This is a genomic window from Microbacterium altimontanum, from assembly GCF_058349865.2.
On the sequence record NZ_JBYRJB020000002.1, the window covers coordinates 1 to 24002 of the forward strand.

Below are 24002 nucleotides of genomic sequence, written 5' to 3' on the forward strand. Positions count from 1 at the left end.
GACGAGGTTAATTGGCATTTGACAAGTGCACGCTGTTGAGTTCTCAAGGATCGGACGCACCCACAACCCAACCCCAAACCAAGGGAGCCAGCATCGCAGGGCAACTTCACAATCATACCCGAGCCGCTGCCCAAGTCAACCAAGAGCCGGTAGCCGAAGCTCCGGTCCGTTGACCGCCGGGGCGGTTCGGAGTTCTCACACACGTCGACATCCGGAGATGTTCGGTGTGGGAGATGGTCCGCTGCTTGAGGGGGCGGGGCCTTCCGGCCTCTCCGCTCTCCCCTTTGGGGCGAACAAGTAATACTGTACGCCGATCCGGCGCATCGCACGAATCGGGCGCGCATCCCGGGCGTGTCGTCTCCATCGGCCGTCAGTGAGGCAGTGCGCGGCACCCCACGGAGCACGGCGGTCGACGCCGACCAGCGTCCACCGGAGACGACAAAGGGCCGGATCCGATCGGATCCGACCCCTCGAGGTGTCGCAGCGACTTACTTGATGATCTTGGTCACCGTGCCGGCGCCGACGGTGCGGCCACCCTCACGGATCGCGAAGCCGAGGCCCTCTTCCATGGCGATCGGCTGGATCAGCTCGACCGTCATGTCGGTGGTGTCGCCGGGCATGACCATCTCGGTGCCCTCGGGCAGCGAGATGACGCCGGTGACGTCGGTGGTGCGGAAGTAGAACTGCGGGCGGTAGTTCGTGTAGAAGGGGTTGTGACGGCCACCCTCGTCCTTGGACAGGATGTACGCCGTGCCCTCGAAGTTGGTGTGCGGCGTGACCGAACCCGGCTTCACGACGACCTGGCCGCGCTCGACGTCGTCACGCTTGGTGCCGCGCAGGAGCAGACCACAGTTCTCGCCGGCCCAGGCCTCGTCGAGCTGCTTGTGGAACATCTCGATACCGGTGACGGTCGTCTTCTGCGTGGGACGCAGACCGACGATCTCGACCTCCGAGTTGATCGCGAGCGTGCCGCGCTCGGCGCGACCCGTCACGACCGTGCCACGGCCGGTGATCGTGAAGACGTCCTCGATCGGCATGAGGAACGGCTTGTCGCGGTCCCGCTCCGGGTCCGGAACGCTGTCGTCGACGGCCTGCATGAGCTCGAGGATCGAGTCAACCCACTTCTGGTCTCCCTCGAGCGCCTTCAGCGCCGAGACGCGCACGACGGGAGCGTCGTCGCCGGGGAAGCCCTGGCTCGAGAGGAGCTCACGGACCTCGAGCTCGACGAGCTCCAGGATCTCCTCGTCGTCGACGGCGTCGGCCTTGTTCAGGGCGACGAGCAGGTACGGCACGCCGACCTGCTTGGCGAGCAGCACGTGCTCACGGGTCTGCGCCATCGGACCGTCGGTGGCGGCGACCACGAGGATCGCGCCGTCCATCTGAGCGGCACCCGTGATCATGTTCTTCACGTAGTCGGCGTGGCCCGGAGCGTCGACGTGAGCGTAGTGACGCTTCGGGGTCTCGTACTCGATGTGCGAGATGTTGATGGTGATACCGCGCTGACGCTCCTCCGGAGCCGAGTCGATCGACGCGAAGTCACGCTGGACGTTGGTCGCCGACGGGTACTTGTCAGCAAGCACCTTGGAGATCGCGGCCGACAGCGTGGTCTTGCCGTGGTCGACGTGACCGATCGTTCCGATGTTCACGTGCGGCTTGGTCCGCTCGAACTTGGCCTTAGCCACTGGGTCCTCCTCAGGACGGTCGTGTAGGGATACCGGGCACTGGATTGCGACCGGTTCGCTACGGGGATGTCTCTCAGTGTAGTAGAGACCGATTGTTTGATTCGTGTGAAGTTGTCGGCCCTTCGTCTCGGCGCTGCGCGCCTCGCTCAGGAGCCGGAACGGATGCCGGGACCGCAGCCCCGGCATCCGGGCGATCACTCGCCCTTGTTCTTCTGGATGATCTCTTCAGCGACCGCCTTGGGGACCTCGGCGTAGCTGTCGAACTCCATCGAGTACACGGCGCGGCCCGAGGTCTTCGAGCGCAGGTCGCCGATGTAGCCGAACATCTCGGACAGCGGCACGAGCGCGCGCACCACCTTGACGCCGGCGGCGTCCTCCATCGACTGGATCTGGCCACGGCGGCTGTTCAGGTCGCCGATCACGTCGCCCATGTACTCCTCGGGCGTACGCACCTCGACCGCCATCAGCGGCTCGAGGATGACCGGGTTCGCCTTGCGGACGGCCTCCTTGAAGCCCATCGAACCGGCGATCTTGAAGGCCATCTCGGACGAGTCGACGTCGTGCGACGCACCGTCGTTCAGGATCGCCTTGACACCGACCATCGGGTAGCCCGCCAGCACGCCGACCTGCATCGCGTCCTGGAAGCCCTGGTTGGTCGGCTCGATGTACTCGCGCGGGATGCGGCCACCGGTGACCTTGTTCTCGAACTCGTACGTCTTGTCGGCCGTGACCTCGAGCGGCTCGAGCGCGAACTGGATCTTCGCGAACTGACCCGAACCACCGGTCTGCTTCTTGTGCGTGTAGTCGTGACGCTCGACGGTCTTGCGGATCGTCTCGCGGTACGCCACCTGCGGCTTGCCGACGTTGGCCTCGACCTTGAACTCGCGCTTCATGCGGTCGACGAGGATGTCGAGGTGCAGCTCGCCCATCCCCTTGATGACCGTCTGGCCGGTCTCGGCGTTCTGCTCCACGCGGAACGTCGGGTCCTCCTCGGCGAGCTTCTGGATGGCGACACCCAGCTTCTCCTGGTCGGCCTTGGTCTTCGGCTCGATCGCGACCTCGATGACGGGCTCCGGGAAGGTCATCGACTCGAGGACCACCGGCGAGTTCGGGTCGGCCAGGGTGTCACCGGTGGTGGTGTCCTTCAGGCCGATGACCGCGTAGATGTGACCGGCGGTCACGGCGTCGACCGGGTTCTCCTTGTTGGCGTGCATCTGGAAGATCTTCCCGATGCGCTCCTTCTTGCCCTTGGTCGCGTTGACGACCTGCGCGCCGGAGTCGATGTGACCGGAGTAGACGCGCACGTAGGTGAGGCGGCCGAAGAACGGGTGCACGGCGATCTTGAACGCGAGGGCGGCGAACGGCTCGTCGCGGCTCGGGTGACGCTCGATGACCTTCTCCTCGTCCTTCGGGTCGTGCGCCTCGATGGCGGGCACGTCCTCGGGCGAGGGGAGGTAGTCGACGACAGCGTCGAGCATGGGCTGCACGCCGCGGTTCTTGAACGCGGAGCCGCAGAGCACCGGGTAGAGCTCGCCGGCGACGGTGAGCTTGCGGATGGCGCCCTTGATCTCGGCGATCGTGAGCTCCTCACCGCCGAAGTACTTCTCCAGCAGGTGCTCGTCGGACTCGGCGACGGTCTCGAGCAGCTTCTCGCGGTACTCGGCGGCCTTGTCGGCGAGGTCGGCGGGGATCTCCTGCACCTCGTACTTCGCGCCCATCGTCACGTCGCCCTTGGCGTCGCCGGGCCAGACCAGCGCGCGCATCTCGACGAGGTCGACGACGCCGACGAAGTCGCTCTCGGCGCCGATCGGCAGCTGGAGCACCAGCGGCTTGGCCTTCAGGCGGTTGATGATCGTGTCGACAGTGAAGTAGAAGTCGGCACCGAGCTTGTCCATCTTGTTGACGAAGCAGATGCGCGGCACGTCGTACTTGTCGGCCTGGCGCCACACCGTCTCGGACTGGGGCTCGACACCCTCCTTGCCGTCGAACACCGCGACGGCGCCGTCGAGCACGCGCAGCGAGCGCTCCACCTCGACGGTGAAGTCGACGTGACCGGGCGTGTCGATGATGTTGATCTGGGTGCCGTTCCAGAAGCAGGTCACCGCGGCGGAGGTGATGGTGATGCCGCGCTCCTGCTCCTGCTCCATCCAGTCGGTCGTGGCCGCACCGTCGTGGGTCTCGCCGATCTTGTGGTTGACGCCCGTGTAGAAGAGGATGCGCTCGGTCGTCGTCGTCTTGCCGGCATCGATGTGCGCCATGATGCCGATATTGCGGACCTTCTTGAGGTCGGTGAGCACGTCTTGTGCCACGGGATGTCTTCCTTACGTTTCGAAAGTTGTCGGGCCGGTGACCGGCCCTTCGACTCGTTGCGCTCGCTCAGGAACCTGCGATGGGGCCCTGAGCGAGCGCGGGCGAGGATGCTGTTACCAGCGGTAGTGAGCGAACGCGCGGTTCGACTCGGCCATCTTGTGGGTGTCCTCGCGGCGCTTGACCGCGGCACCCAGGCCGTTCGAGGCATCCAGGATCTCGTTCTGGAGGCGCTCGGTCATGGTCTTCTCACGACGGCCCTTGGCGTAGCTGACGAGCCAGCGCAGCGCGAGCGTGTTGGCGCGGTGCGGCTTGACCTCGACCGGCACCTGGTAGGTCGAACCGCCGACGCGGCGGCTCTTGACCTCGAGCGTGGGGCGCACGTTGTCGAGCGCCTTCTTGAGCGTGGCGACGGCGTCCTGACCGGTCTTGGTCTCGACGCCCTGGAGGGCGCCGTAGACGATCGACTCGGCGAGCGACTTCTTGCCGTCGACGAGGATCTTGTTGACCAGCTGCGACACGATGGGCGCGCCGTAGACCGGGTCGTTGACGACGGGGCGCTTCGGGGCGGGACCCTTACGAGGCATCTAACTCAACCCTTCTTCGCGCCGTAGCGGCTGCGGGCCTGCTTACGGTTCTTCACGGCCTGGGTGTCCAGGGCGCCGCGGACGATCTTGTAGCGCACACCGGGGAGGTCCTTCACACGACCACCACGGACCAGCACGAGCGAGTGCTCCTGCAGGTTGTGGCCCTCGCCGGGGATGTACGCGGTGACCTCGGTGCCGTTGCGGAGCTTGACACGGGCGACCTTGCGCATCGCCGAGTTCGGCTTCTTGGGCGTGGTCGTGTACACGCGGGTGCAGACACCCGCCTGCTGCGGGTTCGCCTTCAGAGCGGGAGCCTTGGTCTTGGAGACCTTCGGCGAGCGCCCCTTGCGAACCAACTGCTGAATGGTTGGCACGTTCTTCCTTCACTGTTGTGCTGCACGGTGACAGCGTCGTGTCTCCCCCGCGACTTCCGGACCGCGGTCCATCGTCTCGGGCTCACGTGGATCCACCGGCCCGCCGCGACCGCGACGTGCGTTTGTGTGGTGGATATGCCGTGGGGGTGACCCGTTCTCGGGTCGTTCCCTGAGAGGTGCGGCTTGACGATCCTCGTGCGCCTCCTCGCGGAGGCACGGCACAAGGCGCGCATGAGCGCACACCCGATCAATGATACGCGTTGGGGTCGGATGCGGTCAAACGGCGCTCGGCCTCACCGCAGCGCGCGTCGGGCGGAGCTTCTGGCACTGAAGGTTCACGGCGCGGCCGGGAGTCCGAGCAGCAGGGCAAGCGCGACGGCGAGGGCGGCCACCACGACGATCAACGCTCCTGCCAGCAGCAGCGCGCGTCGCCGCCGGGGACGTGCCGGCGTCTCGGGAACCGGAACCGGCTGCGGTGCACGCACCGGTTCCGGCGCGCGCTCGATCCGGGCGGGCTCGGGCGGGCGCGGGCGGTAGATGGCCCGCTCAGGAGTGCCGGCGCTCGCGGTGCGCCGACCCGGTGCGGGTGCCGGATCGGCCACGGCGGGGCGAGCCGGGACGGATGCCGCGGGTCGGGCGGCGCGGCGACGGCGGACGATCGTCTCATCGGTCGCGACCCCGAGGCCCCGCGCTTCCTCGTCGGTGAGCGACGGCAGCTCGTCGGAGTCCTCGACGCCGGCAGCAGGCTCATCGACGGGGGATGTGCGTGACCGGGTCTCCGGCGCGCCGGGGAGGATGATGCGCCGGTTCCGGTCGGCGATGACGGTGTCGTCCGCATCGTCCTCCTCGCCGGCAGGCAGGATGATCCGGCGGTTCCGGCGGGCGATCACGGTGTCGTCCGCGTCCTCCTCGCGGGAGTGCGGCTCGGGCGTCGCCGCGGCACGCCGGCGTGCCGCCACAACGGTCCTGTCGAGATCGTCGAGATCGTCGAGGTCGTCGGCCTCCCCGGCGCCCGGGGCGGGGAGGTCCGTGCCGTTCCCTTGGGGCGACCCGCTGCGGCGCCGGCGCGGAACCTGCACCGTGTCGTCGTCCGCGGACTCGTCGGGTGTGTCCATCACACGCCGTCGCGGGCGATCGACAGTTCCGCGTCGCCGAGGAGGAACCGCTCCACGATCGGCATCGGCCGGCCCGCGGCGACCTCCATCTCGCTGCCGTCGACGTCGATCAGCACGACGCCGTTGGTCGAGTCGAGATCGGTGATCACCCAGGTGCCGTCGTGCAGCTCGAGGCGCGCGTGCGTCTTCGACATCGTGCGCGTCTCGTCGGCGATGGGCACGAGCTGCGCGGCAGGATGCGCCGGATCGGTGCTCGGCCGGCGGCCGAGGATCAACACGTCCCGCGTGATCGGGATGGGAGCGCCCAGCGGCGGGATGAGCATCCACGTCGTGCGCTTGCGAGCCGCGACGATCGTCTCGTCGAACGCCGACTCGGGGTCGGGCAGCTCGGGCTCGCCCCGCAGCGCGGAGACCGACGCGCGCGCCGACATGGGCGCGCCGAGCGAAGGAGCCCCCGCGACCGCGGACACCTCGCCGGACGTGTCGGAGAAGCCGTAGGGCTCCCGCGAACGGAGGGATGCCGGCGGGGCGGCCGGCGGCGCCCACGGGTCGACCGCGGGCGCCGGTGTCGGCGACGCCGGCGTCGGCGGGCCGGGGACGGCGCTCACGCCGGAGTCGTCGAACGCGTCCGGATCGTCGAATGCGGGGGACGCCGGCTGCGGCGCCGAGGCGGCCGCCGACGCCTGGACGGGCGCCGGCATGGCGTCGTCGGCGGCACGGGCCGCGCCGGCCGCACGGCGCGTCGCCGGCACGGCCGGCTCCCCGGCCCCGGAGTCGGGGATCACCGGAACCGTGCCGGTGAACGGCGCACGGTGGCGGGCGCGCAGCTCGCCCATGCCGTCCGTCTCGTCACGAACCGCGTCACCGCGGGAGCCCGCCCCGAAGGCGGACGCGCGGCGCGGGATGTCTCCGCCGGCGACCTCGTCACCGTCCGGTTCGTCGCGATCCAACTCGTACCGGGCGGAGCCTGGGCGAGGCGGTTCGGAGCCGACGGGGTCTGACTCGGGCGAGATGAGAACGGGTTCCCGTCCCGGCACCGAGTTCACCGGCGCGGAAGCGGGAGCGGCCCGGCCACCGGCCGGTCGTGCGGCTGCCGGGGCGGGAGGCATCGGCGGGATGGGCGGGTAGCCGCTGGGCGCGGGCGGCGCGAATCCCGCAGCCGCACCCGACGCCTGGCGTGCACCGGGGTATGCCGCGGGACCACCGCTCGGCTGACCGGCGGGACCGGTCGCCCACGCGAGAGCCTGCGGCGTGGACGTCCCCGCCGTCGCAGCGGGCGCCGTGGGCATTCCGCTGCGCACCGGTCCGCGGTGGGCGGCCGCGGGGCTCGCGCCCAGCCAGCGATTGCTGGACCACGCCACGACGCTCGCCCAGACCGGGAACAGGAGGGCGGCGAGCACCGTCATTCCGGCGCCGTACCCGAAGCCGACGTTCAGCCGGTGGCAGGCGATGATCATGAGCACGTAGACCACGATGCCGGCCGGCGGCACGATGAGCAGCAGCATCCACCACCCGCTCAATCCCCCGAGCTGCAGCAGCGTGACCCCATTGAGGATCGGCACCCACGCCTTCCAGCCCTCTTCGCCGGTCTTGCGGAACACCGCCTGCAGCGCGAGGGCGACCCACACGTAGATGGCGACGACGAGGATCAGCGAGACCATCGTGGAACCGATGATCGCTGCGGTGGCGCTGTCGTTCATGAATCAGCGGGCGACGCGTGCTGTGCGCGCCCCCTCCTCTCGGTGCTCTCCCGGGCGCCGAGGGCGCCGGGTGCCGCGGGCTGGGCGCCCGCCGACGTGGTCCGCTCTCCCCCACGGCGTCGGCGCCGTGGGGTGCGAGGCCCCAATCCTCGCACGAACGATTTCAACGATACGGCCGCGAGCATCCGTCGCCATAGCGGACGGGATGCCGACATCCGACGCCGTTCCTCGTCGACGATGGCCCAGAATGCGGCCGCATCGCCGTCGCCGAGGGCCTCGTCGGAGAACACCGCGCGATCCGCTGCGACGGCGAGGGTCGCGCCATGCGGTGTGGCGTACGCGCTCGCCAGCTCCGACCGCGTCCGCACGCCGGGCGCCGGCATCCCGTGGTCGACCGCGGTGTCGACGTACTCGTCCCACCCGCCGGCGATCCGCGACGCCGGAGCCCACCCGCCGGCGATCCGCGACGCCGGAGCCCGCCCGCCGCGGCGCGACCGGCGGCGGCCGGCCTTGGCGAGGAGGATCACGAGGAACGGACCGGCGACGAGGAGTGCGCCGAGACCGGCGATCCCCACCACCCGCAGGGTCGCGAAGAGCCCGTCGAGGCCCGCCTTCTCATCCGACCGGGTCGGGTTGTCGTTCGACTCCTGCCGGGTCGGGTCGGGCGGATCGACCTGTTCGGCGTTCTCGGGCCGCACCTCGGTCGGGTTCTCGGGGTCGCGCTGACGGGTCAGCGTGTTCTCGGCACCCTGCGTGTGCTGCGGCGTCACGTCCACCGGCACCCACGTGCCGGCGGCCGAACGCACCTCGGTCCACGCGGTGATGTTGCCCCCGGTGCAGACGCCGCCGTCGCAGGCCGGCACATCGCCGGGCTCCGCCGTCAGCCGCGCTCCGACGACGACGCGCGAGGGGAACCCGAGTTCCTGGGCGATGAGGGCGACGGCGACGGCGAACTGCTCGTCATCGCCGACCGCCGCCACGAGCGATCCCGTGTCGGCGCTCGCCTCCCGGGCGAGCAGCCGGCGGAACATCGCGTCGATCCGCGCCAGCGAGTGTCCCGACGCGCTCGGCTGGAACACATAGCCGGCGCCGAGGGCGCTCATCCAGCGCGCGCCGCCGTCGGGCACCTCGAGCGCGTGGCTGAGGTAGCCGCGTTCGCGCAGCCGCTCGACGAGCACCTGCAACGCCGCCCCGTCGGTGCCGGCATCCTGCTTCTCGATCCAGCTCTTCACGCTGTCGGGAACGACCACCTGAGGATCGTCGCCGGGCGCCTTCAGCGTCGCGAGCGCGGCGGGCCGCTCGGTCGTCGCGGTGACGACGTACTCCTCACCCGCTGCGAGACCGTCGGTCTGCACGGCGGCGCGGCCCTCCGCATCGTAGTAGAACGCGTCGGCACGGGATGTCGCGTCCCGACCGGCGTACTGCAGCCGGCTCAGCGACCCGAACGTGGGCAGCCAGATGCCCCGCAGGGCATCGATGCGCACGCGCACCGACGAGCTGGTGCCCGTGTCGGGGGTGCGCCGCGCCGGCACGCGCACGAACGAGCCGTCGAGGTCGTCGGCGACCCGGTAGGCGGCCCCGTCGTACGCCGAGAGCGTGGCGAGGCGGATGCGGTCGGGCAGCCGCCCGGCGACGGCCGACACCGTGAACAGCGGCTGGTTCACGACTGCGTCGGCGAAGTTCGTGCGGTAGCCGGTGAGCGGCGTGACGGCGCGGCTGATCGCCTGCGCCGGCCCGGTGCCGCTGCGCAGCACGTCGCGCGTGCGTCCCTCGGCGACGGCGGGCGCCACGACGGCGCCGATGACGACCGCCACCACGACCATGCCCGCGGCGAGGAATCCGCGACGCGCGTCGGATCCCGAGCGCCGACGGGAAAGACGCACCCCCGACGTGTCGGCGGCACGCCGCAGCGCGGCCCGGCGCCAGGCGGCCGTGCGCCAGGCGAGCCACGCGAGCGACAGGACGAGCGCGAGCGCTCCGCACGCCAGCTCCCGCGGAGCGGGGAGCGTCAGCGGTCCGATCGTGATCGCGGCGCTCGTCGCAGTACGGCCGAACAGCAGACCGAACGACGTCATCCCGAGTGCCACGGGGGCGGCGAGGCTGCCGACACGATCGGGGCGCCAGGCGAGCCGCAGGGTGGCGAGGGTGCCGCCGAGGAACACGACGAGCGCGGGCACGAGGAGATTGCGGTAGGCGCCCACCGGGAGGTCGACGGTGACGAGGTCCTTCCACCCGGTGATGAGTCCGCTGGCGAGTTCGCGCAGTGCGAGGGGAAGCCCCGCCACCCCGTTCGGCGGCACGGCGACGGCGAGTCCGATCGCGAGGAACGCGGCGAGTGCGACGACACCCGTGAGCCAGCCCGGCCAGCGCCACAGCGTCGCCGCCATCGACACCGCGAGCGCCGCCACGGCGGCGACCGCCGCGAGCACGATGAAGCGGCCGTCGAGGTACACCGGCCACGCCGCCCAGCCCGCGACGGCCGCCATGCCGAGGGCGTAGAGCGTGCCGGTGATGACGTGCATCGTGCGCAGGGCCGCGACATCCGGCGTCTGCTTTTCAGCGCGGGGGGTCATGCCGACGCTCCCGCCAGGCGCGGGGACTGCGTGCCGCGCAGCAGCAGCGACGGCAGATCGCCGAGCAGGCCGACCGTCATCACGGTCAGCTCGCCGAGCGCCCGCGTGCGCGGCGACGCCTTCTCATCGCACACGACGGCGACCACGGCGGTGCCCGACGAGAACGCGAGCGCCGCCTGCCGCAGCCGCTGCGGCGTGGTGTTCGACCCGCACACGACGAACGCGAGCGACAGCACGTCCGACGCCTCGACGGCGAGGCGGCAGACCTCGGGCAGCGGCATCGTGCTCTCGTGCGCGTTCAGGCGGGAGAAGCCGTCGAGCAGTCCGCGCGGGGTGCCGGCCTGCAGCACCTCGATCGACCGCATCCGTCCCCGCACGACACGCGGGATCTCGGCCCCGGTGACGACGTCGAGGTCGCGGCCGTCGCGCACCGCCTGCACCGCGAGCGACGCCGCCACGCTCACACCGAGTTCGAACTCGTCGGGCGACGCGTACTCGGTCTCCGCGAGGCTGAGGATGACGGCAAGGCGCGACCGACGGGTCTCCTCGAACTGGCGCACCATGAGCCGGCCGGTCTTCGCCGTCGACTTCCAGTGGATCTGGCGGCGCGCATCGCCGGGCACGTACTCGCGGATCGCGTGGAACGACATGTCGGCGTCGACGAGTCGACGGCTCGACTGTCCCTCGAGGTCGCGGATGAGGCCGGCGCTCGTCGCCGGCACGGCGGCGGTGCGCGGATGGACGTAGATCTCGTGCCGCTCGTCCCATTCGTGCTCGCGCCGCAGCAGGCCGACGGGGTCGGTGCGCACCGCCGTGGGCGGGCCGACGGTGATGACTCCCCGCCGCATCGCGGGGATGGACATCGGCCGGGCGACCTCGTGCCCGGGACGCAGGAGCGGCACGCCCAGCTCGACCAGACCGTCGCCGACGGGCAGATCGAGCCGGCCGGGCAGCGCCGTCCGGGTGCCGACGTTGCGGACGATGATCTCGCCGTGCAGCGGATCGCCCGCGATCACCCGCTCGTGCGGCAGGTGCACCGACACGTCGTAGCCGCGCGCACCGAACAGGAACGGCGCGCTCATCGCGAGCAGCACGAGCGAGGCGACGCCCGTCAGCAGCGCCTCGACCCAGCCGAACGTCCATCCCAGCGCGAGACCGGCAGTGCCGAGCGCGAGGACGAGCCAGCCGGCGGGATTCACCGTCTGCCCCAGCCAGCGCCCGGTGACGCCCAGCGCGCGCCGTACGTGCCGCAGCCCGCGGAGTGTCGAGACGACGGCGTCGACGACCCAGCTGCGACGGTGCTCGGCGACGCGGGTGTGCACGGTCGTCGAGCCGTCGGGCGCGCCGCGCGTGCCGGAGGTGGACGTTCCCTCCGGCAGCGGGTCGCGAACGCTGCGCGTCAGTGCGCGGGACGATCGGCTCATGCGGTCTCGCGTTGGCTGGGCGGAGCGATGTCGAGCAGCACCTGTCCGATCACGGATTCGGCGGTCACGCCGTCGAACTCGGCCTCGGGGTGCAGGATGAGCCGGTGCGAGAGCACCGGCACCGCGAGCGCCTTGACGTCGTCGGGGGTGGCGTACGTGCGTCCCTGCGAGATCGCGCGCGTGCGGGTCGCGCGGGTGAGGGCGAGGGCGCCGCGGATGCTGACACCCAGCCGCACCTGTTCCGCCTGCCGGGTCGCATCGACGAGCCGCGCGATGTAGTCGAGGACGAGGGCGTTCGCGTACACCTCACGGGCGAGGTCGGCCATCGACACGAGGGTCTGCGGCGTGACGATGGGCTCCAGCTCGCCGGTGGGACGTGCGGCGCCGTCGAGGATCCGGACCGTGGCGGCGTGGTCGGGGTAGCCGAGCGAGGTCTTCATGAGGAAGCGGTCGAGCTGCGCCTCCGGCAGGCGGTACGTCCCCGCCTGCTCGACCGGGTTCTGCGTCGCGATCACGAGGAACGGCACGCCGACGGCGCGGGTGACGGCGTCGATCGTGACCTTCCCCTCCTCCATCACCTCGAGCAGCGCGGCCTGCGTCTTCGGGCTCGCCCGGTTGATCTCGTCGGCGAGCACGATGTTGGCGAACACCGGACCGGCGTGGAACTCGAAGGCCCCGGTCTTCTGGTCGTAGACCGTGATGCCGGTGATGTCGCCCGGCAGCAGGTCGGGGGTGAACTGAATGCGGGTGTTGGTCCCCTGCACGGACTGCGCGAGCGCGCGGGCGAGCGACGTCTTGCCGGTGCCCGGGACATCCTCCAGCAGCACGTGGCCGTCGCTGAGCATCGCCGTGAGCACGAGGTCGATCACGTGGCGCTTGCCGAGCACGGCATGCTCCACGTTGTCGGCGAGCGTGCGGAACGTGTCGGCGAACCACGTGGCGCGTTCCTGGGGGATCGTCATTCAGTGTCTCCTGTTGTGCGGGGGGCTAGTTTCCACCATCGACCGGCGGGTCGGTGGGGGTAGGCGTTGGGCCGGGGTCGCAGGTCGTGAAGTCGAAGGGCACCGCCTGGTCGTCGAGCCCCCATTTGCCCCAATGAAGCGTCGCCTGACCGGTGACACGAGTGGCACCGGCGGGAACGTTGTCATCCGTCATGGGAATCTCGTTGCCCTCGGCATCGAAGAACTTGACGCGCCTGAGACTCTGCTCAACGATCGTGGCGGTCCCATCGGTCGAACCCGGTGAGATAGTCAGCGGGGATCCCGCCACGCACCCGACGCTCTTCACATTGGCCCATACCTGCCGCGGTGCGCTGCCGGATGCCGGTTCCACCGTCACCTTCTCCCCCGAGTAGTCGCCCCACTGGTACCAGACCTCGATTCCAGGGCCAGTCTTCGGATCGAAGCTGGACGAAGGGTAGCCGCTCATCTTGACGTCTGTCACCGATGCCGGCGGTCTGTCCGTGGAGCTTCGAGGCCGGTCTTTAACAATCCACTCTGCGCGATTCCCGGTGATTTCCGCTGTCGCGTCGACGACAAATGTGTAGCCAGTCGGCGTCGGCGAACCCTTGACCGGCATGACCTTAACCATCAGCGGATCGGTCTCGACACGGCCAAAACGGTCACCGTTTGCCCAGGACTCCGCACACATTCTGTACATCGGGTTGTCGCCAATATCCGCTGTCATCCGGACGACGGTGCGGACGGTGCCTGCCGTTCCATCATCGCCGACATCGACGGCTTGACATGTCTGTCGACCCGCCGCAACTCCCAGTCGTACCGCCGAGCCGTCACCGTTGCGGCTCGCCGAGAGTTCGAGGCTGATCGTCGCGGTCCCGTCATCGTTGACTTGTTGGTCGACGACCCGAAGTTTCGCATCCGCCGGTGCGCCTATGCCGTTTGCCGTCGTCGACACAGCTTGTCCAGTGGTCGAACCATCGAAGCCTGGGGGAAGCGGGAAGCGCGAGTACGGTGTTGCGGTCAATTGTGCAGCCTTATTAGTTCTGATCCGATAATCGGTTGTGACGGTTCTGCTGCCGGAGGTGACGTCGATGTCGACGGTGTCGCCCGATTCGCTGGAGAGCCGGATGCCGGCGGTCTGCGAGGCGTCGATGCCCTCGACGCGCACCGACACCATGCCGCCGTCGCCCGACGTGACGATGGGCCGTGCGGTCACCTTCGACGGCGTCGGCGGGGCGTCGTAGGCCCACGCCGTCGTGGCAGCCGATCCCTTCGACTCCCCCACCCCGTTGACCGCGGTCGCGACGTACCGTCGCTGCTCGCCGTTCGGCGCCGAGATCACAGGACACGTGCCGTCGGGCGCGCACGTCGCGACGACCTGCCCCTGGTACCGGACCGTGAACCCCTTCAGCGCCGGATACGCCAGCCGTGCGGGGCCGCCGTCCACCCGCAGCGTGACCTGCCCGCTCGCGTATGCCGACTGGACGAGCGCAGCCGGCGCCTTGGGATATCCCTGCAGGTCGAGGAGCACCTGACCGTCGCGGTCGGATGCCGTCTGGCGGCCCTGCGCGTCGCGCACCGAGAACGAGGCGGTGCACGTCTGGCCCGCGGTGTCGCCCGTCCACGACGCGCGCACGTGCGACGCATCCGCCACGGTGAACGTCACACCGGCGCAGGAGCCCGCGGCGCGCACCGCGGTGAGCTCGAGCGGCGTGCGCGGAAGGGGGTTCACCTCACCGGACGCGCCGATCACCGCCACAGTGCACGACGATCCGTCGGCCTGGGAGCACGTCTTCGCGACGGTGCCGGCGCGCGGCAGCGTCGACGGCACGGCGCCGACCCGCAGGATGACCCGCGCGGGGGCGACGCCGGGATGGCTCGTCACGGTGACGACCGCCACCTCCTCCGCGCCCGGCCGGGCGTCATCCGCGCCCGTCACGGTGAGCGTCGCGCCGTCCTGGCTGACGGTGAAGTCGCCCCCCGCGAACGTGGTCTTGTACGCGATGTGCGCCCAGTCGTCGCGGCCCTGCCACGTCGTCAGCTTCTTCAGGTCGTACTCGACGGTGGCGCCCGGGCTCACCGTAAGCGACGCCGACTCCAGCACCGGCACCGGCGCGAGGGCCGCGACCGCGATCGGCACCGACAGATACGTCCACTCGCTCTGGCCCGACAGCCGCACGGGCACGACGCAGGCGTCGGCCCACGGGGCGCCCTCTCCCGCGTCGTAGCGCACTCGCGTGCCGGACTCGCGCGAGCACGTCGCCTTCGCGCGCGCCTTGGAGACGCTCGTCTCGCGGCCGACCTCGAGGGTCGCGCCCGTCGGGATGCTGACGAGCTTCGCCATGTCCCACGTGACGGATTCGCCCTCGGTCACGTGCTGCGCCTTCACGTCGGGCTTCAGCGCGAGCGTCAGGTCGTCGGCGCCCGGGATGCGCAGGAAGCCGTACGACGTCACCGGGTCGCCCGCGGCGCTCGTGCCGCTGACGGCGAACGGGATGATGCGGGAATGCTCCGGCAGTGCACCGGCGATGCTGCGGCCCTGCACCGTCACCCCGGCCGGCGCCCCCCACAGGCTGAGCTTGAGGTCGGCCGGGTCTCCCCCGGTCCAGCTCACCTTGCCGCTGACGACGTCGATGCCCGTCGGGAGCTGCTCGCGGGTGCTCGCCGTGAGCACCGTGTCGGTCACGACCGGGTAGTCGGGCACGGCGTCGCGCACGACCTTAACGACGATGAGCCCGCGCCCCGTGTTGCCGGTGCTGCTGACGACGTCGTACAGGAACGACATCGTGCCCGGTTCGGTCCCCGCGCTGATCTGCACGCGCCCGTCGTCGCGGCGCTGGACGAGGGCGGCGAGGCGCTCGTACTCGGGGTTCGGCGAGCCGTCGAGCAGCTGCTGCACCGCATCCGGCCGCACCTCGCTGAGCGTCAGAGTGCCGCCCGTGGGGTCGACGTCGTTGTCGAGCGGGCTGACCCGCACGGTGTTCTCGGCCCCCACCTGCAGCTGCACGTAGTCGGTGAAGGTCACCGGGCTCGGGTTCGCCTGCTCGTCGAGGACGCCGACGCGCACGGTGCCGGTGCCGGTCTGGCCGAATGCGTCGGCCACACGGTACGTGAACGACACCTGCCCGTGGAAGCCCGCCACGCTCGTGTAGACGATCGACTCGCCGTCGGGGGCGATCGTCGCCGAGCCGCTCGAGGGCTGGGTGAGGATGCGTGCCAGCGACACGTCGTCGCCGTCGGGGTCCACGCCGAACGAGCGGAACGGGATCGTCGTCGACTGGCCGGTGAGCACGCGGCCGACGAGCGTGCGCGGCCGGGGCGCGCGGTTCGCGTCGTCGGAGATCACCTTGACCCGCACGACGGCGGTGTCGGACAGCGCTCGGGAGCCGGCGGTGTAGATGGAGTACTCGACGCGGTAGTCGCCCGGGGTGCGCGGCGCCAGATAGCGCAGCATCCGTCCCGATCCGAACGCGAGGGCGCTCTTGGTCGACGAGCGCACGGACGCCGGGTCGAGCATGATCGTACCCCCGGCGGAGGCGACGTCGTTGTCGAGCGCGGGGATGTCGACCTGGGCGCCGGCGCGGACGACGACGGCGTCGTCGACGGCGATCGGCGCGAGTTCGTCGCCCGGCGGCAGGAGATACACCGTGGCCTCGCCGGTGATCCGCGATCCCGCGTCGTCGGTGCCGTCGGAGACGGTGTACCGCACCGTGCCGAGCCGGCCGGGCGCCCCGTCGGCGGTGCTGCCGGAGATGCGCAGATAGTTCTGTCCGACGACATCCACCGACATCGTGGCCCCGGCCGCCGGCGCGGGATTCACGTCACTGAGCAGCAGCACCCGCCGGGTGGGGTTGCTCACGGCGGCGAACACGTCGAGGGTCACGTCCTGCTGCGGATGGACGAACGCGACGACCGGCGCGGTGGCCAGCTGCGCCGGGGCGTCCTTGGGAAGCAGCGTGATGCGCGCGGTCGCGGAGGCGTCGCTGATGCCGTCTGTCACGGTGTACGCGACCCGGTACACGCCGGGATTGCCGGCGCTGAAGTCGAACGCCGTGCCGCCCGACGTGGCGACGGCCTGGGCACCGGCGTCGTCGAGCACCCGGACGGACGAGAGCGACAGGCGGCCCTGCGTGCCCGTCACGTGATCGGCGACGTCGACGGTCAGCCCGCTCCCCTGCGCCTCGACGACGGTGAACGACTCGGCGCTCAGCTTCGGCTTCGGCGTGATGCGCACCGTCAGTGTGCGCGTCGACACCGCTCCGCGCACGTCGCCCACCCGCACCTGCACCTGGGCGATCTGGGCCTCCTGCGCCGACGCGTCGGAGTGCTGGTAGACGACGTCGCCGGTGGGAGTCGCGGCGACGGCGCCGAGCCCGCTCGCGTCGGTCGCCGACAGCAGCATGAGCGGGTCGCCGTCGGGGTCGACCCAGCCGTCGAGCACGGGGACCGTCACGGTGCCGCCGGGGGCGACCTGAGGAGAGGGCCACGGGGTGAGGCATCCGCTCGATCCGCACCACTTGGGTGCGTGGTTCTCGGATGCCGCGGCCACCGTGAGCGTGACGGTGGCGGGTTTCGAGTACAGGCCGTCGGCGGTCGTGCCGTCGGTGACGCGGTACTGGAACGTCGCGCTGCCGGTCGCGTCGGCGGCGACGTGCACGGCGAGGCGCTGCCCGTTGTCGGTGACGGAGAGCGTGCCGAATCCGGGATCGAGGCCCGTGACGCTCGCCGGGTCGATGCTCAGCACATCCTCGTTCGGGTCGTGGTCGTTCAGCAGCACGGGGAGGCTCGCGAGGCTGCCCGCGCGCACGCCGAGGGCGTCGGGCTCGGCCACCGGCGGCTTCGGGTCGATCACGACCTGCGCCTGCTCGTCGCTGTTGGCGGTCTCGGGCGCGGTCTTGTCGTCGAGCGACCAGTCCTGGCTCGAGGGCAGCAGGGCGGCGGTGCGGGCGTTCCACACCCATCCGCTGCGGGTGTCGTTCAGGATGAGGCCGGCGCCGGTTCCCGTGAGCACGGGCCGGCGGTCGTCACCGAGCGACTTGCCGCCGTAGCCGAGGGCGCGCTCGCCCTCGCGCGAGCTCCAGATCGTGCCGCCGTCGGTGCCGAGCCAGGCGGCGTAGACCACGCCGCCGTCGACCACCGGACGGCTGGGGGTGCCGAGATCCCGCGTGGTGCCCCCGAACGCCCGCTCGGGCGCACTGCCGTCGGCCGGCAGGCGGATGAGCCCGGTGTCGTCGGCGATCCATGCGGCGTCGCCGCTCGCCCGCGGCTGCCCGTACGCGACATCGCCGACGAGATCGAGGCGGCGCGGAGCTGCGGCGCCCCGACGCCACAGCTGCCCGGAGTCCTCGTCGACGAGGAACCACGTGCCGCCCGCCGCGGTCAGCCCGAGCGTCTCGGCCGACGGCGGCCGAGCCACGGCATCCTCCCCCAGCACCTTGCCGTCGGTGACGCGGTAGCGCAGAACCGACGCGGTGTCGTGGGAGTAGGCGTAGACGACGCCGGCGTCATCGACCGTCACGGCGTCGGCGCTGAACGGCGTGTTCTGCTTCGCCGCCGCGTCGGGTTCGACCTGCGCGGTCGACCCGGTGTCGAGCCTTCCCGCGTACACGGCGCCGGCATCCGTGCGGTACGCGACGAACTCGCCCGACACGACGGCGTCGACCGTTCCGGCGGGCGTCGACGGAGATTCGCGCAGCGTGGCGTCATCGAGATCCGCGGGCAGCGCCTCGTCGATGCGCGTGATCTTGCCGTACGACTCGCTGAACAGGTACGCCCCGTCGCCGGTCTGCGCGACAGCGGAGGGGTTCGCGACGCTGCGCACGGTGTCGAGCTCTCCCACGGCGGTGTTGACGCGGGCGTAGCGCCGGCCCTCACCGGTCTGCAGCGCCCACACCGCCGTATCCTCGGGCGGCGTCGAGCGGGCGTCGAGGCCCGGCCAGACGATGCTCACCGTGACGATCGAGGCGATCACGGCGGCGCCGGCGACGACCGTCGCGATCAGGGAGCGGCGCTGCATGTCACGCTCCGGACCCGGCGATCAGCGCCCAGACGACGAGCACCACCGCCGCGCCGACGACCGCGGCCGCCACGATCCACGGCCACACCCGCCGCCGCACCGACGGCGCGGGTCCGGAGATGTCGGTGTCCTCGTCTCGGGCCACGAGCGGTGCGGGATCGGTCGTCCGCCGGCGCGATGCGTGCGGCACCGAGCTGATCACCGGCCCGCGGGGCGTCGAGTCGGAGAAGTCCACCGGCTGCGCGTCGCCAGGCACCCACTCGTCGACGGCGACCTCGAGCGGGGTCGGCGCGAACCCCATCTCGTGCTGCGCGTCGCGCAGCGCCTGGGCGAAGGCGAGCGCGCTCGGATACCGGTCCTTCGGGTCGCGCGCCATCGCGGTGGCGAGGACGTCCTCCACCCCGGCCGGCACGTCGGCGCGGTTCATGCGGGGGAAGGCGGCACGCAGGATGCGTCGGCGCAGCTGGTCGCGGGAGTTCTTGCCCGGCTCCGGCCGCTCGAACGGGCTGTGCCCGGCCAGCAGGGAGTAGACTGTCGCGCCCAGACCCCAGACCTCGCTCGCCACGGTGCCGGCGGTCTCCTCGCCGATCACTTCGGGAGCGCTCCACGGCACGCTCATCGCGAGCACCTCGTCGCCGGTGCCACGGGGGGCGAGCGTCGACGAGATGCCGAAGTCGGCGAGCACGGGCGTGCCGAACGTCGTGATCAGGATGTTGCTGGGCTTCACGTCGCGGTGCACGAGGCCCGCCCGATGCGCCGACTCGAGGGCGCTCGCCATCTTCACGCCGATCGTGAGCGACTCGTCGACCGACATCTTCTCCTGCCGGTACCGGTGCGCGAGCGACCCGGGGCAGTACTCCATCACGATGTACGGACGGCCGTCGGCCGAGATGCCGGCCTGGTACACCGTGACGATCGACGGATGCGCCGACAGGTGCGCGAGCACGTCGGCCTCGGCGTTGAACATGCGCAGCATGTCGGGATCGCCGACGCCCGCCGGCAGCACCTTCACGGCGACCTGGCGGCGCGGCATGTCCTGCGAGTAGAGGAACACGTCGGCGAAGCCGCCGGATCCGAGCGGTCGCACATACGTCAGGCCCGGCAGGACAGGAGGGGACGAGGGCAGGCGCTTGGGCATCCGGACCCCCATCCGTTGAGCGCGCGCCGTCACTGCGCCGGCCCGCGGTGCGCGCAGACAGCGGTCAGGCCCGGCAATCGTAGCAAATCGCGGGGCGGCGATCCCTGTCAGCGGGCCGCTCAGTCGGTGGGGTCGAACGGGGAGTCGAGTGACCGGGTGAGCTCTTCGAGGAGCGCCGCGACCTGCGGCTCGACGTACTCGGTCACCGCAGCCTGGATGCGCAGCCGGTGGCTCAGCAGAATGGCGCACACCTCGCGGCCGATCATGTTCGCGTACTCGTCGGCGAGGCCGACCTCCTGCCGCAGCGCCGCCTTCGCGTCGTCGCTGAGGGGAGGCAGCGCCGGCACCGCCGCATCCGCTTCGTCGGCCATTCCGGCGATCGTGAACAGGAACGGCGCGCCCGGCACCGGGTCGGGGTCGAGCGGCATGCCCTCGAACTCCGGCGCCAGTCCCTCGCCCGGCCGGTAGCTGCGTGCGCGGTTTCGGGCCGCCTGCTGGTCGAGCTCGCCCTGCAGCATCGGCAGGTTGCGGGCGGTGTACTCGGCGACGGCGCGATCGACGATCGTCTTGATGCGCGTCGACAGGCCGTGCTGGACGGCGTGCGGCACATCCGCCCCCAGCCCCGCCGCCGACAGCACCGGCGAGCCGAGGCAGCGGCGGCACACGGCGACCCGGCCGTGATGCGTCGCCGGCTCCCAGCGCGGCAGCCAGCCGAGCCATGCGTCGACGGCCTGGCTCACCTGGGTCTCGAGCGAACGCTCCACGCACACCACCGTAACGCGAGAGCACGCTTGAGGTGCGGAAATCCGCGGGTCAGGGAGTGTTCCGGTCCTCCCACGGCCATCGCGGCCGGCTGCTGCGCGTGCGCACGAGGGCGACCCCGGTCCATCCGCCGACGAGGGCGGCACCGGCCACGACGAACGCGAACCCCGTCGTGACGAGCCTGCCCGCGACCGCCGCCGACTGCACGGGATCGGCGGTCTGGACGGCGCCCACGATCCAGACGGCTCCGAGGTAGACGAGGAAGGCGGCCACGGCTGTCCACAGGGCGGTGAGATAGGACGGATGCGCGCGGCGCAGCGCCGACCCCAGCACGACCGCGAACGCGACGAGCGCCGCCGCCACGGCGATGATGCCCGGCGCCTGGCCGAATCCGGGAGTCGCGATCACATCCTCGCCGAGCAGGAGGCTCGTGACGCCGAGGCCGGCGATCATGAGCGCGGCGCACAGGACCGTCGCGAACGCGAGCGCGACGACAGGGCGGACCGGGCCGGGCGTCGATGCGCCACGGCCGGGTCCGCCCGGTGCGTCTGCCATGTCGTCAGCGGGACAGCTGGGGCCCCGCCTCGAGGGTGCGCTCGTACTCGCGGCGCGCCTCGACGTTGAGTTCCGTCATCCGGCGTCCGCGGCGCGCGACCCACGCGCCGAACCAGATGGTGAGCTCGCGGCCGATGACGAAGGCGGCGATGGCAAGCGGGGCGAACAGCTGCTCGTCGACGACCTTCGCTCCCTCGGATGCGGTGATCATCCAGAAGGGCGCTTCGAAGAGCTGGCCCAGGATGTGGCCGCCATAGGCGGCGACGCCGACGAGCAGGCCGAAGATGACCCAGGCACCCCAGCGGCCGCGGTTGATGATCGCGCCGAGCAGCCAGAACGCCAGGAAGAACACGACGGTGGGAACCCACAGACCCCACGTGACGACCTCGTGGGACAGCCACGTCGTGACCGAATCGCCGGAGATCGAGCCGTCGACGAGGCCGATCACGAGCCCGGCCGCGAGGTACAGGATGGCGAAGGAGATCGCGGCGAGCAGGCCGATCGCACCGGCGGCGCCGCGGTTGCCACGCGGACGCGGCTCTTCGGGCGCCTGGACGAAGATCGGCTGCGGCTGCGCGGCCGCAGCGGCGGCGCCCGCGCCGGCATAGACGTCGGACCCCGGCGACGCATCCGCCGGCGTGTCCTCCCGGGTCGTGACGACGTCGGTGTGCTCGTCGGCCACGATGACCGGCCGCGCGTCGGACGCGGTCGTGTCGGAGGCGGTCTCGTCGCGGGTGGTCTCGTCGAGGTCGGCTGCGGCGGTGTCGGATGCGGCGGTGTCGGATGCGGTGGCGGCTTCCGGAGCCGGCTCGGCTTCGGCGTCGCGGTCGGCGGCGTACGCCTCGTTGAGGCCCGGCGTGGCGAAGGCCGGCTCGTCGGCGTCGGCATCGGCGTTGGCGCGCGCATCGGCACGGTCCTGCGCGGCGCGCACCGGATCGTCCGTGTCGACGGCGTCTCGTCCGGCCTGTTCGGCGTCGGCGAGGCCCTCGTGCGCCTGGCCCACCACGTCGGCGACGGGCGTCGGCTCCTCGACGGGCTCGCCGATGGGCTCCCGGGGATCACTCATGGCAGGACTCCTCACACACGGGGACGGTCCCCTCCTTGCGAGGCTACCGCCGGGCTCGACCGCGACCGAGGAATTCCGGCGTGTGTCGGGCGGCCCGCGCCGGGGCGCCTCCTGGCACGTCGTCATCGGTGGAGAATCCGGCCGACGCTCGGAGGGTGAGCCGGAACGACGCTCCTCGCTCGTTGCAGAAGCAGGCCAGATCGAGGGGTTCTGCACCCAAACCGCCGTTAGCACCCGATTCCGCCTGCTTCTGCGACGTCGAAGCGGTGGGCACGCTCGCGGAACGGAGGGGCAACTCGGCGAATGGAGGGGCAACTCGGGGGAACGGAGGGACAACTCGCGCAACCGAGGGGCAACTCGGCGCAACCGAGGGACAACTCGCGCGCGACGGGCGGGTCAGGGATGGGGCGAGGCGGCGAGGACGGTGTGCACCAGGGTACGCACGCCGACGGGGATCGCGCGCTCGTCCGCGCGGAACGCGACGGAGTGCAGGTCGACGCGCGGCTCGAGGCCGTCCCACACCCCGAGCCGGGCGAGGGCGCCCGGTGCATGGTCGAGCAGGACGGCGAAATCCTCCGCACCGACGGACTGCTCGGCGGGCACCACGGCATCCGCCCCCAGCGCGTTCTCGACCCCCTGACGCAGCACCGACACCGCGTCGGCGTCGTTCACGACGGGCGGCACTCCGCGCACATAGTTCAGCCGGTACTCGGCACCCGACGGCGCGAGCAGCTGCCCGACGAGCTCGGTCACGAGCGGCTCCGCGCTCTCCCACGCCGCACGGTCGCCCACGCGCAGCGTGCCGCGCAGCACACCTCGCCGGGGCACGACGTTCGCCGCCGCACCGGCCTCCACGGCGCCCCACACCAGCAGCGCCCCCGCCCGCGGGTCGAGGCGGCGGGCGATAAGCATCGGCAGCCGCGCGGCGACGGCGGCGAGAGCCCCCACGACGTCGACCGTGAGATGTGGACGGGAGGTGTGGCCGCCGGGCCCCAGAACCTCGATCTCGATGACGTCGCAGGCCGACGTGATCGGCCCCACCCGCACGCCGACCTGGCCGACGGGCACCCGCGGCTCGCAGTGCAGCGCGTACACCCGGTCGAGCCCCGCCATCGCCCCCGCCGCCACGAGCTGATGCGACCCGCCCGGCATGACCTCCTCGGCCGGTTGGAACAGCAGTCGCACGCGACCGCGCAGAAGCGGGTTCTCCGCGAGGGCGAGAGCCGCGCCCACGAGAACCGTGGTGTGGATGTCGTGACCGCACGCGTGCGAGACGCCCGGCACCGTGGAGGCGAACGGCAGGCCGCTCTCCTCGACGAGCGGCAGCGCGTCCAGATCAGCGCGCAGTCCGACGTCGGACCCCGGGCCCTCTCCCGCGATCTCCGCGACGAGCCCGGTCCCCCCGGGGAGCACCTGCGCCGCGATGCCGGCGTCGGTCAACGCATCCTGCACCAGCGCCGTCGTCGCGGTCTCGTGACGGGACAGCTCGGGATGCGAATGGATGCGTCGCCGCAGCGCCACGAGATCGGGCAGGCGCGCGGCGAGAAAGGCGTCCAGCCATTCCGGACCTCGTCCGGCCCCCGGGTCGACGACGCCATGTGCCGGCGCCGGCGCGTCGATCACGCCCGGTGCCGAAGTCGGCGCGCCGGCGGTGTCGCGCGCTTCCGACGCGCCATCCGTTCCCGTCATCCTCACCCCGCTCGGCGATACGCATTCCCGACCACCCTAAAGGGCGAACCCGTCT

General features: G+C 71.3%; 15 protein-coding genes. All 15 read right to left on the minus strand.

Annotated elements, in window-relative coordinates; genetic code table 11:
- Window positions 1-488 precede the first annotated feature (488 nt).
- The 15 genes from tuf to AC3RX1_RS02400 all read right to left on the minus strand — a co-directional run bounded on the left by tuf (window position 489) and on the right by AC3RX1_RS02400 (window position 23947).
- On the minus strand, window positions 489-1682 hold the full coding sequence (gene tuf / locus AC3RX1_RS02330; protein ID WP_491499630.1) for an elongation factor Tu: 1194 nt from the start codon (window positions 1680-1682) through the stop codon (window positions 489-491).
- A 194-nt stretch (window positions 1683-1876) separates the two neighbouring features.
- Window positions 1877-3991, minus strand: a complete 2115-nt coding sequence (gene fusA, locus AC3RX1_RS02335) for an elongation factor G (protein ID WP_491499631.1) — start codon at window positions 3989-3991, stop codon at window positions 1877-1879.
- A gap of 114 nt (window positions 3992-4105) precedes the next feature.
- On the minus strand, window positions 4106-4576 hold the full coding sequence (rpsG, locus tag AC3RX1_RS02340) for a 30S ribosomal protein S7 (protein WP_491499632.1): 471 nt from the start codon (window positions 4574-4576) through the stop codon (window positions 4106-4108).
- A gap of 5 nt (window positions 4577-4581) precedes the next feature.
- Window positions 4582-4950 (minus strand): 30S ribosomal protein S12, encoded by a 369-nt coding sequence (rpsL, locus tag AC3RX1_RS02345; protein ID WP_018171438.1) that lies wholly within the window; start codon window positions 4948-4950, stop codon window positions 4582-4584.
- A 335-nt stretch (window positions 4951-5285) separates the two neighbouring features.
- On the minus strand, window positions 5286-6065 hold the full coding sequence (locus AC3RX1_RS02350; protein WP_491499633.1) for a hypothetical protein: 780 nt from the start codon (window positions 6063-6065) through the stop codon (window positions 5286-5288).
- Window positions 6065-7765, minus strand: a complete 1701-nt coding sequence (locus AC3RX1_RS02355) for a DUF5684 domain-containing protein (protein ID WP_491499634.1) — start codon at window positions 7763-7765, stop codon at window positions 6065-6067. The genes AC3RX1_RS02350 and AC3RX1_RS02355 overlap by 1 nt, the downstream gene beginning before the upstream one ends.
- The gene (locus AC3RX1_RS02360) at window positions 7762-10338 is read right to left on the minus strand and encodes a transglutaminase-like domain-containing protein (RefSeq protein WP_491499635.1); all 2577 of its coding nucleotides are present in this window, start codon (window positions 10336-10338) and stop codon (window positions 7762-7764) included. Before AC3RX1_RS02360 ends, AC3RX1_RS02355 begins: the two co-directional genes overlap by 4 nt.
- Entirely contained in the window at window positions 10335-11762 is a 1428-nt protein-coding gene (locus AC3RX1_RS02365) for a DUF58 domain-containing protein (RefSeq protein WP_491499636.1), read from the minus strand. Before AC3RX1_RS02365 ends, AC3RX1_RS02360 begins: the two co-directional genes overlap by 4 nt.
- Window positions 11759-12724 carry an AAA family ATPase gene (locus AC3RX1_RS02370; RefSeq protein WP_491499637.1) on the minus strand — a complete coding sequence of 322 codons (966 nt, stop codon included), beginning with the start codon at window positions 12722-12724 and terminating at the stop codon, window positions 11759-11761. Before AC3RX1_RS02370 ends, AC3RX1_RS02365 begins: the two co-directional genes overlap by 4 nt.
- Window positions 12725-12749: 25 nt before the next feature.
- Window positions 12750-18737: an Ig-like domain-containing protein gene (locus AC3RX1_RS02375; RefSeq protein WP_491499638.1), complete on the minus strand. Its 5988-nt coding sequence runs from the start codon at window positions 18735-18737 to the stop codon at window positions 12750-12752.
- Window position 18738: 1 nt separating this feature from the next.
- Window positions 18739-19875 carry a serine/threonine-protein kinase gene (locus tag AC3RX1_RS02380; RefSeq protein ID WP_491499639.1) on the minus strand — a complete coding sequence of 379 codons (1137 nt, stop codon included), beginning with the start codon at window positions 19873-19875 and terminating at the stop codon, window positions 18739-18741.
- Between the two features lie 119 nt (window positions 19876-19994).
- On the minus strand, window positions 19995-20639 hold the full coding sequence (locus AC3RX1_RS02385) for a spermidine/putrescine ABC transporter substrate-binding protein (protein ID WP_491499640.1): 645 nt from the start codon (window positions 20637-20639) through the stop codon (window positions 19995-19997).
- A 49-nt stretch (window positions 20640-20688) separates the two neighbouring features.
- Window positions 20689-21192 (minus strand): DUF6121 family protein, encoded by a 504-nt coding sequence (locus AC3RX1_RS02390; protein WP_491499641.1) that lies wholly within the window; start codon window positions 21190-21192, stop codon window positions 20689-20691.
- A gap of 4 nt (window positions 21193-21196) precedes the next feature.
- Window positions 21197-22258 carry an ABC transporter gene (locus tag AC3RX1_RS02395; RefSeq protein ID WP_491499642.1) on the minus strand — a complete coding sequence of 354 codons (1062 nt, stop codon included), beginning with the start codon at window positions 22256-22258 and terminating at the stop codon, window positions 21197-21199.
- Between the two features lie 396 nt (window positions 22259-22654).
- A complete protein-coding gene (locus AC3RX1_RS02400) occupies window positions 22655-23947 on the minus strand; it encodes an amidohydrolase (protein WP_491499643.1) in 1293 nt (430 codons plus the stop codon).
- Between the last annotated feature and the right edge of the window lie 55 nt (window positions 23948-24002).

What these genes read in the sequence shown, in the direction of transcription:
- AC3RX1_RS02355 (WP_491499634.1), bottom strand. Translation starts at nt 7,765, where the DNA reads ATGAACGACAGCGCCACCGCAGCGATCATCGGTTCCACGATGGTCTCG.
- AC3RX1_RS02370 (WP_491499637.1), bottom strand. Translation starts at nt 12,724, where the DNA reads ATGACGATCCCCCAGGAACGCGCCACGTGGTTCGCCGACACGTTCCGC.
- AC3RX1_RS02395 (WP_491499642.1), bottom strand. Translation starts at nt 22,258, where the DNA reads ATGAGTGATCCCCGGGAGCCCATCGGCGAGCCCGTCGAGGAGCCGACG.
- AC3RX1_RS02400 (WP_491499643.1), bottom strand. Translation starts at nt 23,947, where the DNA reads ATGACGGGAACGGATGGCGCGTCGGAAGCGCGCGACACCGCCGGCGCG.
- rpsG (WP_491499632.1), bottom strand. Translation starts at nt 4,576, where the DNA reads ATGCCTCGTAAGGGTCCCGCCCCGAAGCGCCCCGTCGTCAACGACCCG.
- AC3RX1_RS02350 (WP_491499633.1), bottom strand. Translation starts at nt 6,065, where the DNA reads ATGGACACACCCGACGAGTCCGCGGACGACGACACGGTGCAGGTTCCG.
- AC3RX1_RS02360 (WP_491499635.1), bottom strand. Translation starts at nt 10,338, where the DNA reads ATGACCCCCCGCGCTGAAAAGCAGACGCCGGATGTCGCGGCCCTGCGC.
- AC3RX1_RS02380 (WP_491499639.1), bottom strand. Translation starts at nt 19,875, where the DNA reads ATGCCCAAGCGCCTGCCCTCGTCCCCTCCTGTCCTGCCGGGCCTGACG.
- AC3RX1_RS02390 (WP_491499641.1), bottom strand. Translation starts at nt 21,192, where the DNA reads ATGGCAGACGCACCGGGCGGACCCGGCCGTGGCGCATCGACGCCCGGC.
- AC3RX1_RS02365 (WP_491499636.1), bottom strand. Translation starts at nt 11,762, where the DNA reads ATGAGCCGATCGTCCCGCGCACTGACGCGCAGCGTTCGCGACCCGCTG.
- AC3RX1_RS02375 (WP_491499638.1), bottom strand. Translation starts at nt 18,737, where the DNA reads ATGCAGCGCCGCTCCCTGATCGCGACGGTCGTCGCCGGCGCCGCCGTG.